Annotated in this window: 18 protein-coding genes and 1 pseudogene; 8 read left to right on the forward strand and 11 right to left on the reverse strand. The window is 65.1% G+C overall.

Features of this window, described 5'->3' with window-relative positions:
* Nucleotides 1-140: 140 nt before the first annotated feature.
* On the forward strand, nucleotides 141-1409 hold the full coding sequence (locus tag W823_RS56935; RefSeq protein WP_051406694.1) for an HNH endonuclease signature motif containing protein: 1269 nt from the start codon (nucleotides 141-143) through the stop codon (nucleotides 1407-1409).
* On the opposite strand, the gene W823_RS53465 is transcribed toward W823_RS56935, so the two are convergent.
* The 5 genes and pseudogenes from W823_RS53465 to W823_RS53485 form a co-directional block, all read right to left on the reverse strand.
* Complete coding sequence (locus tag W823_RS53465; protein ID WP_023962532.1) at nucleotides 1406-2194, reverse strand: putative hydro-lyase; 789 nt, start codon at nucleotides 2192-2194, stop codon at nucleotides 1406-1408. The two genes, W823_RS56935 and W823_RS53465, sit on opposite strands and share 4 nt — an antisense overlap.
* 28 nt (nucleotides 2195-2222) lie before the next feature.
* Nucleotides 2223-3097 (reverse strand): annotated as a pseudogene (locus tag W823_RS53470) (biotin-dependent carboxyltransferase family protein).
* Entirely contained in the window at nucleotides 3094-3708 is a 615-nt protein-coding gene (locus W823_RS53475) for an allophanate hydrolase subunit 1 (RefSeq protein ID WP_023962533.1), read from the reverse strand. The pseudogene W823_RS53470 and the gene W823_RS53475 overlap by 4 nt, the downstream one beginning before the upstream one ends.
* Nucleotides 3705-4463 (reverse strand): LamB/YcsF family protein, encoded by a 759-nt coding sequence (locus tag W823_RS53480; protein ID WP_023962534.1) that lies wholly within the window; start codon nucleotides 4461-4463, stop codon nucleotides 3705-3707. Before W823_RS53480 ends, W823_RS53475 begins: the two co-directional genes overlap by 4 nt.
* Nucleotides 4460-5665: an NRAMP family divalent metal transporter gene (locus W823_RS53485; protein WP_023962535.1), complete on the reverse strand. Its 1206-nt coding sequence runs from the start codon at nucleotides 5663-5665 to the stop codon at nucleotides 4460-4462. Before W823_RS53485 ends, W823_RS53480 begins: the two co-directional genes overlap by 4 nt.
* A gap of 149 nt (nucleotides 5666-5814) precedes the next feature.
* Here W823_RS53485 and W823_RS53490 point away from each other — a divergent pair, with 149 nt between their 5' ends.
* The gene (locus W823_RS53490) at nucleotides 5815-6507 is read left to right on the forward strand and encodes a GntR family transcriptional regulator (protein ID WP_023962537.1); all 693 of its coding nucleotides are present in this window, start codon (nucleotides 5815-5817) and stop codon (nucleotides 6505-6507) included.
* Between the two features lie 7 nt (nucleotides 6508-6514).
* Here W823_RS53490 and W823_RS53495 read toward each other — a convergent pair whose 3' ends face one another.
* The gene (locus W823_RS53495) at nucleotides 6515-6721 is read right to left on the reverse strand and encodes a DUF2510 domain-containing protein (protein WP_023962539.1); all 207 of its coding nucleotides are present in this window, start codon (nucleotides 6719-6721) and stop codon (nucleotides 6515-6517) included.
* Nucleotides 6722-6893: 172 nt separating this feature from the next.
* On the opposite strand from W823_RS53495, the gene W823_RS53500 reads away from it, so the two are divergent.
* Nucleotides 6894-7313, forward strand: a complete 420-nt coding sequence (locus W823_RS53500; protein ID WP_023962541.1) for a CoA-binding protein — start codon at nucleotides 6894-6896, stop codon at nucleotides 7311-7313.
* Between the two features lie 12 nt (nucleotides 7314-7325).
* On the opposite strand, the gene W823_RS53505 is transcribed toward W823_RS53500, so the two are convergent.
* The gene (locus W823_RS53505; RefSeq protein ID WP_152538186.1) at nucleotides 7326-8381 is read right to left on the reverse strand and encodes a hypothetical protein; all 1056 of its coding nucleotides are present in this window, start codon (nucleotides 8379-8381) and stop codon (nucleotides 7326-7328) included.
* Between W823_RS53505 and W823_RS53510 the strand changes: the two genes are divergently transcribed.
* Complete coding sequence (locus W823_RS53510; protein WP_235189674.1) at nucleotides 8353-9228, forward strand: alpha/beta fold hydrolase; 876 nt, start codon at nucleotides 8353-8355, stop codon at nucleotides 9226-9228. The two genes, W823_RS53505 and W823_RS53510, sit on opposite strands and share 29 nt — an antisense overlap.
* A 37-nt stretch (nucleotides 9229-9265) precedes the next feature.
* Here the strand turns inward: W823_RS53510 and W823_RS56940 are convergent, their stop codons facing one another.
* Nucleotides 9266-9880 (reverse strand): TetR/AcrR family transcriptional regulator, encoded by a 615-nt coding sequence (locus W823_RS56940; RefSeq protein WP_152538187.1) that lies wholly within the window; start codon nucleotides 9878-9880, stop codon nucleotides 9266-9268.
* Between the two features lie 83 nt (nucleotides 9881-9963).
* Here W823_RS56940 and W823_RS53520 point away from each other — a divergent pair, with 83 nt between their 5' ends.
* Entirely contained in the window at nucleotides 9964-11205 is a 1242-nt protein-coding gene (locus tag W823_RS53520) for a glycosyltransferase (protein WP_023962549.1), read from the forward strand.
* 6 nt (nucleotides 11206-11211) lie between these two features.
* On the opposite strand, the gene W823_RS53525 is transcribed toward W823_RS53520, so the two are convergent.
* Nucleotides 11212-12432 (reverse strand): cation:proton antiporter, encoded by a 1221-nt coding sequence (locus W823_RS53525; protein WP_023962552.1) that lies wholly within the window; start codon nucleotides 12430-12432, stop codon nucleotides 11212-11214.
* A gap of 6 nt (nucleotides 12433-12438) precedes the next feature.
* Entirely contained in the window at nucleotides 12439-12897 is a 459-nt protein-coding gene (locus W823_RS53530) for a thioesterase family protein (RefSeq protein WP_023962554.1), read from the reverse strand.
* Nucleotides 12898-13037: 140 nt separating this feature from the next.
* On the opposite strand from W823_RS53530, the gene W823_RS53535 reads away from it, so the two are divergent.
* The gene (locus W823_RS53535; RefSeq protein ID WP_023962555.1) at nucleotides 13038-14150 is read left to right on the forward strand and encodes a zinc-binding dehydrogenase; all 1113 of its coding nucleotides are present in this window, start codon (nucleotides 13038-13040) and stop codon (nucleotides 14148-14150) included.
* A 94-nt stretch (nucleotides 14151-14244) separates the two neighbouring features.
* Here the strand turns inward: W823_RS53535 and W823_RS53540 are convergent, their stop codons facing one another.
* Nucleotides 14245-14877 (reverse strand): NUDIX domain-containing protein, encoded by a 633-nt coding sequence (locus tag W823_RS53540; protein ID WP_038254555.1) that lies wholly within the window; start codon nucleotides 14875-14877, stop codon nucleotides 14245-14247.
* A 62-nt stretch (nucleotides 14878-14939) separates the two neighbouring features.
* Here W823_RS53540 and W823_RS0130845 point away from each other — a divergent pair, with 62 nt between their 5' ends.
* Nucleotides 14940-15908, forward strand: coding sequence for an ADP-ribosylglycohydrolase family protein (locus W823_RS0130845; protein WP_081729934.1), 969 nt, complete (start codon nucleotides 14940-14942; stop codon nucleotides 15906-15908).
* Nucleotides 15905-16414: an O-acetyl-ADP-ribose deacetylase gene (locus W823_RS0130850; protein ID WP_031333439.1), complete on the forward strand. Its 510-nt coding sequence runs from the start codon at nucleotides 15905-15907 to the stop codon at nucleotides 16412-16414. Before W823_RS0130845 ends, W823_RS0130850 begins: the two co-directional genes overlap by 4 nt.
* The last annotated feature ends 66 nt before the right edge of the window (nucleotides 16415-16480 follow it).

Here is a 16480-nt window from a genome sequence, read left to right on the forward strand (position 1 = left end):
ATGTGCCTGAGTGCACACAAGTCGTGATCTGATGGCCGGATGTGACGTCTGAGCTGAACTGGTGTGCAACGGCGCCCGCGAGAGTGTCTGCGCCAGAACGTTATCGACCGATTGTCAGACCCTGGACTTAGAATGGGGTCATGTTGTTGGTCGAGGGGGGAACTCGAGCCATACAGTTGGCCGAGGATCTGAGAACTGTTCCGCGTGAAGTGAATCGGCGCTTCGCGCGCACAATCGCTGACGTTGTCGAGCTGGCGACACTGCGGGTGAATGAAGAACTCGCCATCTCCGGGGACCTGGACAAGGCCGCCCGCATACCGGTTGTCGAGGTGTCCCTGCTGCTCGACATCTCCCGCACGATGGCTGGGGTCTACATCGACAACGGCCTGCAACTCCGCGATCGCTTCCACGGGACACGTGCGGCGTTCGCAGAAGGCGACATCGGGTTCACTCATGTACGCGAGATCGTCACCGCCCTACAAGGCGTGAGCGACGAACTGATCACCCAACTCGAACCCGAGGCGATAGTGGTTGCCCAACAGGGTCTCTCACGCGCCGTACTGCGCAACGAACTGGACCGGATGGTGATTGCCGCCGATCCCGACGGGGCGGCAGAACGACGCAAAGCAATGGAACCGCACCGCGACTACCGCTCCTCCCGCGACCTCAACGGCCTCGCCCACATCTCCGCGACCATCACCGCGGCCGAAGCCGCAGAACTCGATGCGCGGATCACCGCCATCGCGGGGACGGTCTGCGCCCGCGACCGTCGGCAACCCGGCCAACAATGCGCCGACGCCGACGCGCAGGTTACTGGAAACCTTTGCTTACACCACGAACTTGCCTACAGCAGCAGACGACAGTGCTCCCGCGGCCCGCAGATTGACCGGAACGGTATGCGGCCCCGCGTTGTCTGGACTGAGGAGCGAGGGAGCGCAGCGACTGAGTCGACGAGGGAAGACGACGCGCTGAGGGCCGCATACCCGCGAGCGCCAGCGAGCAGACAACACTGCCGACACCGACAACCCGGCATCACCGCCCCACCACCGGAACTTCTCCCACCCGACGGCCACGGCGGTCTCGCCGAACCACCACCAGGCGCGTTGACCTATCAACCGTCACAGGCGCTGCGCGAGATGATCATTGCCCGCGATGGCACCTGCCGAACTCCCGGATGCTCCACCCCGGCATCCGAATGCGAGATCGACCACATCATCCCGTTCAACCATGCCGACCCCCGATCGGGTGGCTGGACGATTGAAGAAAACCTCGGCGCCATCTGCCGCCCCGACCACAAACGCAAGACCCTCGGCTACTGGATCGCTCGAATGCACTCAGACCGAACCATGACGTGGACAACTCAATACGGACAGACCTACGTCACCCGCCCGCATGGTCTGGGCCGCTAGGGCACGAGGTACTGGCTGTCGCGCACGTCTGTGATCACCATGTGGCCAGGTGCGTGCCCAATCGCCAGGGCCGGTCGCGACTCCATCACCGCTGCCTGCGGAGTGACGCCGCATCCCCAAAAGACAGGGACCTCGCCCCGGCGGATGTCCACGGCGTCGCCGAAGTCGGGTTGGTCGATGTCGTAGATTCCGAGTGCAGCGGGATCGCCGACATGCAGTGGAGCGCCGTGTACTGCCGGATATCGCGACGTCACCCGAACCGCGGTCGCAATCAACTCGGCGGGTATCGGTCGCATCGACACCACCATCGGACCAGACAGACGACCGGCTGAGCGGCACCGCTCAGAGGTGCGATACATCGGAACATTTGACCCCTGTTCGATATGGCGCACAGGAACGCCGGCCTCGATCAACGCGGCCTCGAAGGTGAAGCTGCACCCGATCAGGAACGACACCAGATCATCGCGCCACCACGACGTCACGTCAGTGACTTCCTGGACCAGCTCACCGTTCTCATAGACCCGATACAGGGGGACGTCCGTGCGGATGTCGCCGCCCTCACCCAACAGCGGCCCGGTCACCTTGCCAGCGTCGAACACGTCGAGCACCGGGCACGATCTGGGGTTTCGTTGCGCAAACAGCAGGAAATCGTAGGCGTCGGCCTGCGGAAGGGTCAGCAGGTTTGCCTGCGTGTACCCGGATGCCCAACCTGCGGTTGGGGTGATCAAGCCCTCGCGGAACAACTTACGGGCCATCGACGGGGTGGTGGCTGACGGCGAAGTCATCAAGTACTCCTGTCTGACAAACGGTTGATCATCGAGCCCAGTGAAGGCGCACCGACTGGCCGGGGCGGATCTGGGCGGCGCGGTCTACATCTTCATCCACCAACACGGCGACCACGGGGTAGCCACCGGTGACCGGATGGTCGGCGAGAAACACCACCGGTTGGCCGCTTGGTGGTACCTGAATTGCCCCCCGCACCATGCCCTCGCTGGGCAACTGGCGATCAGGGTCGCGATGTGCAAGCCCAGGCGCGATGCCGCTCAATCGCATTCCCACACGATCGCTGTGGTCGGATGCCTCCCACGTCATACGTACCAGTCATCGGCGTCCGCCACCCAGGTGTCACGTGGACCGCGAATTGCGCGCAGTTCCATCTGGCCGGCCGTGGACGCCGCGACGGGAGCGACGTCGAGTTCCGGGAGTTCGCCGGGCCGGGGCCCGATTTTCAACACCATCCCGACTGTCAACGGCTCTGGCCCGAGCCCGGACATGGTGTCGGTGCTGCACGAGCCCAGGGTGGGCTGTGCCGCGATGCCGCCGCGAACGGCCACGTACGCACGGAGTCCGGCACGGGCAATACCGAGCGACACCGAACCTCCGGCGTGCACCACAAACGGGGCATTCATCCCGACTGCCCGAGGGCCCGACCCATTGTCCACCATGACATCGACATCTGCGCCGGTGACCGCCAGCCACACCTCACCGGCCGCGCGCAGTGACAATCCCCCGAGCGTAACCTCCAGTGTCGCAGCGTCTTCGGGGTTCGACAGCAGCCGGTTGGCGAGGCCGTGCGACCGTCGATCGGCGGCGCCAGAGCGACACACCCCGAGCGAGGCGAGCCCCGGGCGGCCGTAGTCCTGGACTGTGGCGAGCGGTCCGGTGGCCAGCACCTCCAACTCGCTCACGAGTCGACGCTCCGAAACCGTACGAGGGTGCCGGGCTGCAGCAATGCCGGTGGGTCGCGGTCCGCATCCCACATCGGTAGGTCCGTGTGTCCCAACAGTTGCCATCCTCCGGGGGACTGTCGTGGGTAGATACCGCTGAACTCACCCGCGAGTCCGACGGCGCCCGTGGGAACCTTGGTTCGGGCCTCGTCGCGGCGCGGAACCTGCAGGCGTGTGTCACCGCCGATGAGGTAGGCGAACCCGGGTGCGAATCCGCCGAACGCCACCTGCCAGGCAGTGCCGGTGTGGGCTGCGACCACCTCCTCCGCGCTCAGGCCGGTGAGACGTGCGATGTCGTCCAGATCGGGCCCGTCGTAGATCACCGGCAAGTCGACGGTTGTGCCGTCGCGACGAGCGTCCTCAGGCGTTGGGGTGAGGCGTTCGAGAGCAGCGCGCAGCGGGCCTGTTCTTCCGGGGCCATCTGCGGTCACCAAAACCGTTCTGGCGCCAGGGACCACGTCCACGACGCCGGGCAGGCTTGCTTTGTTGATGGCAACTGTCCAGCCGATCGCGTCTTCGGTGGTTCCGGCCTCGATGAGCAACGACCGATCGCCGTACGCCAAGATGGTCATGAGAAAGGCTTCATCTCAACGCCGTTCGCACTCAGAATCTCTCGGACAGCTCGAGCCATCACGACCGCGGCAGGGGAGTCGCCGTGGACGCAGACCGAATCCACGTCCAGCGTCACGCTGGAGCCGTCGACTGCCTCGACCACCCCGTCACTGACCATCCGGAGCACTCGCTCGGCCACGGTGTCGGGGTCGTGCAGCACTGCGCCGGGTTCGCGCCGCGACACCAGCGTTGCCGAAGGGGTGTACCCGCGGTCGGCGAATGCTTCGCGAACCACACGCAGGCCTCGGCGGTCTGCCAGCTCGAGCAGCCGTGAGCCCGGCAACCCCAGAACTGCCAGGCCCGGGTCCACCGCGGCCACCGCATCGACCACGGCCGCCGCGTGCTCCTCGTGGTGGACGGCCGTGTTGTACAGCGCACCATGTGGTTTGACGTAGGTGACGGTGCCGCCGGCGGCTGCGGCGAGTGCCTGCAACCCGCCGATCTGGTAGACCACGTCGTCGGTCAATTCGGTCCGCGACGCGTCGACGAACCGGCGTCCGAAGCCCGCCAGATCCCGGTACGCGACCTGGGCGCCGATCCGGACGTTGCGCTGCACCGACCATCGTGCGGTACGGGCGATGGTGCTGGGATCACCTGCGTGAAAACCACATGCGATGTTGGCGCTGGTGACGAGATCCAGCATGGCCTCGTCGTCGCCGAGTTCCCACCGGCCGAACGATTCTCCGATGTCGCTGTTGAGATCGATGGTGGTCATAGGTCACCGAGTTTGGTGAGCGACTCGTACCCCAGATACAAGGTGACCAGCCATGCGATGACTCCGATGCTCAACAGCCATGTGGGATAACGATACCCGCCGAGCAGATCGCGACGGCGCCACGCGACCCAGAGCACGATGGTGAAGCCGATGGGCAAGATGATGCCGTTGAAAGCGCCTGCGAAGATGAGCAGCTTCACCGGTGTGGTCTCGATCAACAGATAGATGACCGTGGTGATCGCGATGAAACCGACCGTCAGCAGATTGCGGGTGCGTGCGGCGGTGTTCGAGGTGGTCAGGAACGACACAGATGTGTACGCCGCACCGATCACCGACGTTATGCTCGCCGCCCACAGGATCACCCCGAACAGATGCATTCCGACGTTGCCGAGCGCCGACTCGAATGCCGACGCCGTCGGGTTGTCCTTGGCCAGGGCCACGCCGCCTGCCGTCACGCCGAGAACGGCGAGGAACAAGAGCACGCGCATCACGCCGGTCACGATCACGCCCAGTACCGAACTGCGGCTGATCTGAGAGACGTGCTCGGGCCCGGTCAGCCCACTGTCGAGGAGCCGGTGCGCGCCGGCATAAGTGATGTAACCCCCGACAGTGCCGCCGATGATGGTGGTGATGACCAGGAAGTCGATCTCTTCGGGAATGACAGTGTTACGCAGGGCTTCTCCGGCAGGAGGCCCGGAGACGATCGCCACGTAGCCGGTCATCAAGATCATTCCGGCACCCAGCACCACCACGATGCGGTCAAGTGCAACGCCTGCGCGCTTGCTCAAGAAGATCCCGATGGCTATCAGAGCGGACAGCGCTCCACCTATCCGTGGTTCGAGTCCGAACATCGCGTCTGTACCCAGGCCGGTACCGCCGACGTTGCCGATGTTGAACACCAGGCCACCGAGAAGGACAAGACCGGCGAGCACGTATCCGGCTCCGGGCAACACTTCGTTCGCGAGTTCATGGGCTCGACGCCCGGCGACGCCGATCACTCGCCAGACATTGAGCTGCACCGCTATGTCCACCAGGATGGACACCAAGATCGCGAAGGCGAAGGCCGCGCCGAGCTGCACGGTGAATTGGGTGGTCTGAGTGATGAAGCCGGGGCCGATGGCGCTGGTGGCCATGAGGAACATGGCTCCCAGCAACGCAGCGCGTCCGCCCTTGTTGGCCTCGACGGCAACCGTTTCTGCCATGGAGATCTCCTCGTTTGTGTGTCGAGCTGTGCCGGCGGCGATGTTGCCTCGACTGCTCTCAGCGTCACTTCCATTTGTTTCCGAAGCTTTTCCGGCTCGATAAGGATTGTTCAACAATCTCACAATCCTGGGTCTCGTACACTCGATTCGTGGAAACGGAATCCGGATTCGACAGCGTGCTCGACGCGCTCGAGGCTGCTCGCCCAGAGGTTGTCCTGACCTCCTCGGCCGAGCGTGCAGCGTCGGTCCTGCGCGCGCAGGTCGACGAAGGCCGGCTTCGTTCCGGTGCCCGCTTACCTGAAGAAGCAATCGCCCGGGCGCTGGGCATCTCTCGCAACACCCTGCGCGAGGCGTTGAGCCAGTTGATCTCCGAACGCATACTCGAGCGGGTACCCAACCGAGGGGTGTTGATCCGCACGCCCACCGCCGACGACGTGCGCGACGTCTACCGGGCACGTCGGGTCATCGAGACCGGCGCCATCCGGGTAGGTCGCCACGCTCGGCCCCAGCACGACGCCATGCGGGCGGCGGTCGCCGAAGGACAAGAGGCTCTGGCGCGCGGTGACGGGGACGCGGTCGCCAGCGCCAACCAGCATTTCCACCGGGCCGTGGTCGCGCAGGCGGGCAGCGCCCGGCTCGATGTGGAGATGAATCTTCTACTGGCCGAGATGCGCCTGGTCTTCTTTCGTACCGGGTCGGCTCGGCAATTCCACGAACGCTACGTGGAGCGCAATGGTGAGATCGCGGATCTGCTGTCGTCAGGTGACGTGGAGGCCGCGGCAGTTGCGATGGACACGTATCTGCACGACGCCGAGGCCCACCTGCTGACCCAGTTCGACTAGCGGTCGGTCAGTAGTCGTCTTCCTTGTTCGGCCGCGTCCGGTCGGTCCATCCCGAGCCGTCGTGATAGCGCTCGATGCTCGGGTCGTGCTCATCGGGGTACCAGTCGGCGGGTGTCGGTGGTTTTTTCGCTCGGGCCGCCTGAATCAGGGCGATGATCACGCCCACGACCACTACGACGATGACTACCACCAGGATGATCTGCCAGGGCTCCATCGTTTGAGTATGTCGTGCCGCGGGGCTCGGCGTGCGGGGCCTCGGACAGGGGCCGCCGGAAAATAGAACCTTGGGGCAAGTGCATCTGGGAAGAAACCGATTCGATGGCCCGTTTGACCGAGGGAGGCCGGGCGAACGTCGCGGCCGCACCCGCGAACTCTAGGATTTCACCATGTCGAACACCGATGATGTCGTCGAACAGATCCTGAGCAAGTACGACACGATCACCGTGGTGGGGGCCAGCGCCGACCCTGCCAAGGCGGCGCACACCGTGCCCGCCCACATGCAGAACCACGGCTGGCGGATCATCCCGGTGAACCCCAAAGCCGACGAACTTTTCGGGGAACCCGTCTACCGAACACTGGCCGACATCCCCGAACAAATCGGGCTCGTCGACGTGTTCCGTCCCTCAGACCAGACGGCGGAGATCGCCCGGCAGGCGGTGGCCGCCGGGGCCACAGCACTGTGGCTTCAGCTGGGCATCGCCTCGGCCGAGGCTCGCGAGATCGCAGAGAATGCGGGCCTGCTGTACGTGGAAGACCGCTGCCTCATCATCGAACAGCGGCGACTGGGCGTGTCGGCGCCACGCTGACCCGTAGGGCGCCTACGAGTAGCGCACGATCCGCGAAAGGCGCTTGGCGTCGGTGAGCATGGTCTCGATGATCGCGCCTGCCACGGTGTCGAACTCCTCTGCTGCGCGGTTCAATCGCTCGGACCCCAGCTCGTCCTCGGCCGCGGCGACATACTCGTCCGAATCGTCGTCGACCACAACGCTGATCACCCATTCGAGCTTTGCCAGCTGACGGTCTACCTGCTCCACACCTGCTCGGTAGCGGGTGAACGCCTCCAGTCGCTGGACGAGCACCCCGAGCCGTTCGTCGTGCACCTGCGACCGCGCAGCGTGGATGGCGGTGAGCTCGGGGTCGTCGCCGAGGTCGTCGGGCGGACCGGCCCCCAGTTTGTCGACGGAGGCACGCAACCGCGCGCAACTGCGACTGATCTCCGCCACCTCGGCATCGAGGTCGACCCTGATCATCTTGTTGTCGAGGATGTCGTGCTTCCAGGAGCGGCTCTGCTCGATCGCCGTCGCCGTCGAACACGCCAGGTAGGCGAGCTTGCCGATGGGATGCGCCCGCATCTCGTCGATCGTTGCCTGGTCGTGCGCCGACAACGTGGATTGCCGCAGTTGTCGTCGTAGTGGTCGCGGGTAGTTGTTCTCGTCGGTGTGGACGGCCCAATCGTCGATCTGTCCGGAGTCGCGGTCGAGGAGACGATCGATGTCGATGCGGGGCTGGTCGCCGCGCCACGTGTCGGCGGCGATGAAGGCGAACCGGATGGCAATCGACTCGCCGGGTCGCGTCCCTCCTTGGTGGTCGATCCAGTACGGCGTGGCCGTGGTCTTGGCCAGATCGGCCAGTCCGTCACCGCCCTCGGGCCGCCGACGAAGCGGTGCAGGCGGGGCGAAGTCGGTGACTGCCGGTGACGTCGACCCGGATTCGTCGGTCGCTTCGACCGGGGGTGGCACGCCGCGCTCAGACGCCGCGCGGAACCGGGCCGCCCAGTCGATCGACTTGATCCATTCGGTCCCCACCAGCACCAGTGCACTCGTGGCAAAGACCAGCACGAAGCCGATGATTGCCGAGATGTACACCATGCTCACCCATTATCCCCACCGGCGAGACGTGGCGCACGGAACCGGTGATGCGGGTGGGCGTGGCAGGCGCGCTGGTGAGCGTTTGACTACCGTGGCGTCGGTGGACACGCTGACCCGGCCATCCGGTGCCGAATCGATCACCCTCGCGGTGCGAACGTCGGGTCCGGTGACAGATCGGCCGGTGGTGCTGGTGCACGGAATGGGCGGTGATCATCAGACATGGCGTCCGCTGGCCAGGCAATTGCGAGCCCTTGGCCGAACTGTGATCACGTACGACCAGCGCGGTCACGGCAGGAGTTCGCGATCGGGCGACTACCTGCTCGACGACTTTCGTGATGACCTGACCTTTGTTCTCGACGACCTGGGGGTGGGTGAGGTCGATGTGGTCGGGCATTCGCTGGGCGCCCACACCGTGGCGAGGATGGCGATGGCTGCGCCCGATCGGATCAGGCGGCTGGTGCTCGAAGAAATCCCGCCCATGCCCCGTGGACAGGCCGACCTGGACGAGAACATCGCCCCGTCGGCGGGAGGGTGGCCTGAACGGCTCCGAGGAGCCTGGTCGTTCGCCCGCTACCCGAGCCCGGTGATCCGGTTCGACCATCGGATGCCCCAACTCGTCGCGACCCAATTCCAGGTGATCGACACCGGCTGGTGGGATTCGCTGAACGTGATCACCTCGCCCGTACTGGTCATCTCGGGTGGTGAACAAAGCTTCTTGCCGCCCAGGCACCTACGCAGTGTGTGCGAGGCCTTGCCCGACGGCCACTTCACCGCAATCGAGGCCGGCCACAGCGTGCACCGCGACCGCCCGTCGGAATACAACCGCCGGGTTCTGGACTTCCTCGAGAGTTGACCGGCGCGCCGGTTGCCGGACGTCGTCCCCCGAAACGTCAGTCAAACGTACGTACCCCCGACCCGGTCATCAACGTGCCGATCCCTCGAAAGATCTCGGCGTTGACCCGCTCTGCCGACAGGCCATCCTGGTTCCGTAACTGGTGCCACGTGTACACGTCGAGAAGCACACACAGCATCCGTTGCAGGCGTGCGGATTCCGCCGATCCGAGCTGATCGAGCTGAGGCTGGAAAACCTCGGAGATCCACCGGTGGTGTGCTTTTCGTCCATCACTGGCCACATCGGCCAGGGCCTCGACCGATGCGGCCTGGGCCAGCATCCTGACCGTCGACTCGCCGGACTCCTCGTAACCGGCCAGGACTGCGTCGACAATGGAGGCAATGTCGCCGACGGTGACGCCGGCCCGAATCTCGTTGACACGCGGGACGAATCGCTCGCTGACCCCGGTGAGATACAAGTTGTCCTTCGACCCGAAATGGTTGGTGATCGTCTGACCCGAGACCCCGGCCGCACCCGCGATGTCGGCGATGGTGACCTCGCTGTAGTCGCGGTTGCTGAACAGCTCGGTTGCGGCGTCGAGAATGTGCTCGCGAGTCTGTTGGGCCGCTCGTGCCCGGGCTCCCATTCGATAGGCCCTCTTTGATGCGGTCACGTCACCCACTTTGGTTTGGTCTTGACAAAAACGAATATGAACTCATACTAGCGAATATTCGATTACCTCACCAGGGAGACCCCATGGCTCGCATACTCGCCTACACGCCACCCGCTCTGGGTCACGTGTTCCCACTGGTCCCCGGGCTGCAAGAACTGCAGCGTCGCGGCCACGACATCCACGTCCGCACAGCGCCGGACGCGGTTGCTCACCTCCGTGCGGCCGGCCTGAGTGCCGACGCCGTCGATGAGCGGATCCTCGAGGTCGAGGTCGCCGACTTCCGGGCCGCCAACGACGCTGAACGACTCAGGTCGGGCCAACGCGACCTTGTCGAGCGCGGACGTTTCGACGGCCCCGACTTCGATCGGGCCATCGAGCGATTCCGGCCCGATGTACTTCTGGTCGACTGCATGGCTTATGGCGCACAGGTCCGAGCTCAAGTCAGCGGCTTACCCTGGGCGATGACGCTGCCGAGTCTGCTTCCTCTGCGCGAGAGAGGTATTCCGCCGTATGGACTCGGGTTGGCTCCTCGAACCGGTGTCACCGGCGCGGTGCGTGACGCACTGATCTGGCCCGTCGTTGTGAAGATGTTCGGTAAGGCCATGCTGCCTGGGATCAACGAGCTGCGAAGGGCGGCCGGGCTGCCCGTGCTCGCGTCCCCGCTGGATCTGTACGACCAGCCCGATGCGGTCATCTGTATGACCGGCGTCCCCTTGGAGTACCACCGCTCGCAGCTGCCGGCCTCGGTACAGATGGTCGGGTTCCAGCCGTGGGACCCTCCGGCTGCGGCGCCGGACTTCATCGATGAACCGGGAGAACCGTGGATTCTCGTCACCTGTTCCACCGAATACCAGGGGGATGAATCGCTGGCCCGGACGGCCGTCGAAGCATTGCGGGATCAGCCGTTTCGAGTTCTGCTGACGCTCGCCGACGCCTACGAGAAGGCTGACCTCCCAGACGCCCCGAACATCACCAAGGTGAAGTTTGTGCCACACGGCCCGATCATGGACAAGCTCGCCGCTGTTGTCACCCACGCAGGCATGGGCATCGTCGGGAAGGCCACCCGTGCCGGGGTTCCGATCGTCGCGGTGCCGTTCGGTCGGGACCAGCCGGAGATCGCGCGTCGCATCACCGAAGCCGGAGTTGGGGTGTCGATACCGGCGAAAAAGCTGACTGCGGCCAAGCTACGCGAGGCAGTGCACGGCGCTGTGGCGATGCGGCCACGGGCGCAGGCCGTGGCTCGCGATCTGGAGCAGACCGATCCGGCCCGTGCATGTGCCGACGCCGTGGGTGTGCTTGTGTCATCACCGGACACAGCTCGCTGAAACGCGTCAGGTGTTGTCCGGAGCGGCGCTTGGCGTGCGGAGTCTCGTGCGCCGGGCGCCGATCATCGACGCCGTGAACGGCAGCGCCAACACGGTGACCGCACCTGCGGTCACCAGCACCGAGGCGTTCGCTTCGGTCATCTCACCGGCCGCCACGGCAACGCCTGTCACCGCCACGATCAGAGGCAAACCGGTCGCCGAGTACAGGCCCAGTTGCGCGCGCTCGGCGATGGAAAAGGGCGGTTCGGTGCCTGATTGCCCACGATCCCATCGGGTGGCGATGAAGACAGGAACGCCGCGCACTGCGATGATCAGGAGTACCAGCACCACCAGGAGACCGGGTTTCGAGAACACCGCCGCGATGTCGATACCCATGCCGGAGGTGATGAAGAAGATGGGGATCAGGAAACCGAAAGCTATTCCGTCCAGCTTGGTTTCCAGTGACTCGTGTCCCTCGGGCAGCAGCCGCCGCAGGATGAATCCCGCTGCGAATGCCCCCAATACCGTGTCCAGCTCGAACTCGTAGGCCAGCACCATCAGTCCCACGAGCAAGAACATCGTCACCCGGACGGTCGTCTGCGCGGTGGTCTCCCCGCCCGCAGACACCAACTTCCTCAGCCAGGTCTGTTGCCGCAGAACGCGGTCCGACACCAGTCCGACGGCAACCGCGGCGATGGTGAACAGGATGAGGACAACCGTGGATTGGAGCGACCCGCGCGTGCCGAGCAGTACCGCCATCGCGATGACCGGACCCACTTCACCGAACGCCCCGTGGTTGAGGACCGTCTGTCCGAGTCGGGTGTCGAGTAGTCCGTTGTCGCGGAGGATGGGAAGAAGCGTGCCGAGCGCGGTGGAGCACAAAGCGATGGCCACGGCGCTCTCGGCGGTCAACAGGCCTGCGGCACCCAAGGCGAACGTGGCGCCGAAGGCAATCGCCAGGCAGCACATCCAGGTATAGAAGGCTCGACGACCCTCTCGGCCAACAAGTTCTGATGTCTTGACCTCGTATCCCGCGAGCAGGAACAGCATTCCGAGACCGAGTTCGCGGAGCATCTCGATCTCGTTGCCCTCGACGGCCCAATCGAGGGCATGAGGCCCGATCAGGATCCCGCCGACGAGAAGGAGCACAACCTCGGGTATCCGCTTGCCCGGGATCAACCCGGCGACGAGTGGTGCGAGCACCGCGCACCCCACGATCCAGAAAAACGAGGTGACCACGGTTCCCATGTCGTGTCAGCTCTCTGCGGGCGAACCGGCGAGATCGGCGATCACCGAACGGATGGAAAGTGGGATGTCGACTGGCTTGCGCGATGAGCGGTCAACGTACACATGTACAAATCGTCCGGTCGCGGCGATGGCGTGGTCGCCGTTCGGGCCGCTACGGAAGATCGCCAACGCGTAGACCACGCTGCGGGTGCCGAGGCGTTCCACCGAGATACCGACCAGCAGTTGGTCGGGGAAACTCAACTCGCGCAGATAGTTGCATGATGTCTCGGCGACGATCCCGATGGCCGGCAGGTCACGGATGTCGGTGCCCGTGGCCGACATCAGCCAGGCGTTCACCGCGGTGTCGAAGTACGAGTAGTACGTTACGTTGTTGACGTGACCGTAGTGGTCGTTGTCGTGCCAGCGGGTCGGGACCGGCCACAACACGGGATAGTCGTGGTGCGATGGATGTGGACCTCTGGTCACCGGCCTCGAATCTCCGTTCTCGGGGCTTGCCCTATCGTGGTCGACGTTGTCATGGGACGCCCGGTTGGCTGGTCGTCCCGGATAGAGACTACGAGGTGCCTGGTGGATCTGGGCTGTTGCCGAGGTGGAAAGGCGCGCACATGTTGATCACTGGAGCGGTTCTCGAGGAGATCGGGCGGGCGCGGCCCTACGCGCAGTCCACACCTATTGCGGTGCGCGAGTTGGAGCTGCAGTCACCCGGCCCCACCGAGCTACTCGTCCAGATCGAGGCAGCAGGCGTCTGCCATTCCGACCTGAGTGTGGTGGACGGCAACCGGGTACGACCGGTCCCGATGCTGCTGGGTCACGAGGCAGCCGGCATCGTGCGCGAACGGGGCTCCGAGGTTGCCGACATCGAGGTCGGCGATCGCGTGGTGATGTCGTTTCTGCCGCGGTGCGAGCACTGTGAGGGTTGCGCGGCGGGCGGGCGGCTCCCATGCGTACCGGGGTCGGTCGCGAACAACGCCGGCGAGATGCTCCACGGCGGCCGCCGACTCTCGTCACCCGGTGGCGGCGGGCCGATTCACCACCACCTGGGTGTCTCGGGGTTTGCCACTCACGCGGTGGTTGATGCTGCGTCAGCCGTTGCCGTGGGCAACGACGTGCCCGCGGACGTTGCCGCCGTCCTGGGTTGCGCGGTTCTCACGGGTGGGGGAGCAGTGCTCAACGCCGCCAAGCCCTCACCGCAGGATTCGATCATGATCGTCGGCCTCGGCGGTGTCGGCATGGCAGCGTTGATAACTGCTGTGGCGCAGGGGGTCTCGAGGATCGTCGCGGTGGACACGTTGAACGACAAGCTCGAGTTCGCGCGTGAACTCGGCGCGCATGAAACCTATACGCCGCAAGACGTGGTGGACCAGGGTGTGAAGGCGACGTACGTCATCGAATGTGCCGGTAACGCCAGGGCTTTCGAGACCGCGTTCGCGGCCACCTCGGCGGGCGGCACCACGGTGACGGTGGGCCTCCCCGCCCCGGCTGCCAGATCGAGCATCTCGCCGTTGACGATCACCGCCGAGGCGCGAACCATCATCGGCAGCTATCTGGGGTCGGCCGTGCCGAGCCGCGACATCCCCCGGTACGCACAGATGTGGCGCGAGGGGCGCCTGCCCGTCGAACAGCTCATCTCTTCGCGCATCCGGCTCGACGAGATCAACGACGCGATGGACCAACTCGCCGACGGCAAGGCCATCCGTCAGGTCATCATGTTCGACTGACCCGACCCGCCGCGTTTCCTCCGATTGCAGCGACATCCTCCGGTTGCAGTCGGAGGATGTGACTGGAGTCGGAGGGTGTGGGCGCCGAGACCCGTCATCGCCGGACGCGGAAGAGTTCGGCCGGTCGCCCGGTGTCGGATGCGGCGCGCTCGCCAGTGCCTTCCAGAGCTCCGATGAAACGACGGCGAAAAGTGTCTTTGACCAAAGTGGTGCCGGAGATCGCCTCGTGCAGGCGTCGCAGCTCCAAGAGGGTGAACTGGTCGCCGAGTAGCCGGTCAGGGTCGGGATGGTCCGAGTAGCGAGCCCGAATATCCTGCACCGCTTGCGAAACCATGGTGTTGTGGTCGAAGGCGAGGTCGACCTTCGGCGTCTGACCGGTGATCCTCACAAGCAGCGCATCGTCGGGCAGACGCCGGCGTGCCACTGCCGCGCCGTGCGCCATGGACAGCACCCACCCGCGATCGTCTCGTGACGGATCGTCGTACATGCCGAGTTGATGGAAACCCAGACCGCTGATGCCTGCCTTGGTCCGCAACGCGCGGCTCGCCGCGTCGGCGAGGGTCTCGCCGGGATGCAGAAACGTACCGGGCAGTGCCGCGCCGCGCCCGGATTCGACGGCCAGCACGGCGAGTTCGTCGTCGATCACGGTCAGCACGGCGACATCGACTGCAACCGAGGGCCGCTCGTAGTCGCTCAAGGCTTTGCCCGCGTCATCTCGCCACACCATGCCTTGATGTTAGCGCAGTAGTGAGCTAACCTTTAGCTCAACTTTGATCTAAGGAGTACGCGATGATTCTCGACAACCAACAGCTCGACCGAGCACTGGGAGTGCTGCTGGGCACCGCGGCGGGAGACGCACTCGGTGCGGGGTACGAGTTCACCCAACCCGCAGCGCATACCGAGATTCGGATGAAGGGCGGCGGTCCGTTCGACTGGGCCCCGGGTGAGTGGACCGACGACACCTCGATGGCGATCTGCGTGACCGACGGACTGTCGAACGGTCACGCCGATCTCGATGCGATCGCCACATCGTTTGTGCGCTGGTACGACTCCGGCCCACCTGATATCGGGACGCAAACCCGGGCAGTACTCACTGGCCGGGACCGGTCTGCGGCCGCGATGACGGACAGGGCTGCACGCCTGACCGGCCGCACCGGTGGCAACGGTTCCCTGATGCGCACGGCGCCAGTGGCCCTGGCGTTTCTCGACGACCCCGACGGCTGTGTGAACTTCGCCGGTGCCATCAGCGATCTCACGCACTACGACGAACGTGCACGAGAGGCGTGCCAGATGTGGAGTTGCGGAATCCGGCACGCGGTGCTGACCGGCTCGCCCGATGGGGTACGGATCTTCCTGGAGGGCGCGCCGTCGTCAGCCCGTGCCTATTGGGAGCCGTTGCTCAACATCGCCGAAACTGGTTCTCCCGCAGACTTTCCGAACAACGGGTGGGTGGTGCACGCTCTGCAGACGGCGTGGTGGGCGCTGACGAAGTCTGCCCGCGACCTGCCCACGACGTTGGAGTACTGCGTGCGTGCGGGCAACGACACCGACACCACCGCGGCCATCGCCGGCGGACTGGTGGGAGCCTGCCGAGGAGCCTCGGCGATCCCATCGGAGTGGAGGCCTCTCCTGCGCGGATATCCGGGCCACACCGCCGACGGCCTCGTCGCGACCGCCCGCCGGATCGTCGGCGCGACAACCACTTCTGCTGCCCCCATCAACGACAGGGGTGCGGCGACACGAGGGGGCGAACAATGACCATCATCGACGTCGTCAACGGCGACATCACCACCACACGAGCCGACGTGATCGTCAACGCGGCGAATTCCTCGCTGCTCGGCGGGGGTGGTGTCGATGGCGCCATCCACCGTGCGGGCGGATCGGACATCATCGACGAGTGCCGACTCCTCCGGGCAACAACACTCCCGGACGGCCTCGCTGTGGGAGCGGTGGTGACGACCACGGCAGGCAGGCTCCCGGCGAAGTGGGTGATCCACACGGTGGGGCCGCGCTACTCGGCACACCACAATCGGTCGGGTGACCTACGTGCTTGTTACCAACGCAGTCTCCTGCTGGCCCGTTCGCTCGGGGCGACGTCCATCGCCTTCCCCCTGATCTCCGCGGGCGCATACGGATGGCCCGTTGCCGACGCGGTGTCTCGTCAGGTGCAGGCCATCACCACGGCCGAAGTGAACGTGGACTTGGTGACGCTGGTGGCCTTCTCGCGTGAAGTCGGCAATCTGACCAGGCGATATGTGGGTTGACCGGCTAGGCGAATGAACACTCGGTAGCGAGGTTAAGCTGTCAGACTAGGTCATAGTGACCGGCAC

This window comes from Williamsia sp. D3, assembly GCF_000506245.1.
In the GTDB taxonomy this organism is placed as follows: Bacteria; Actinomycetota; Actinomycetes; order Mycobacteriales; family Mycobacteriaceae; genus Williamsia; species Williamsia muralis.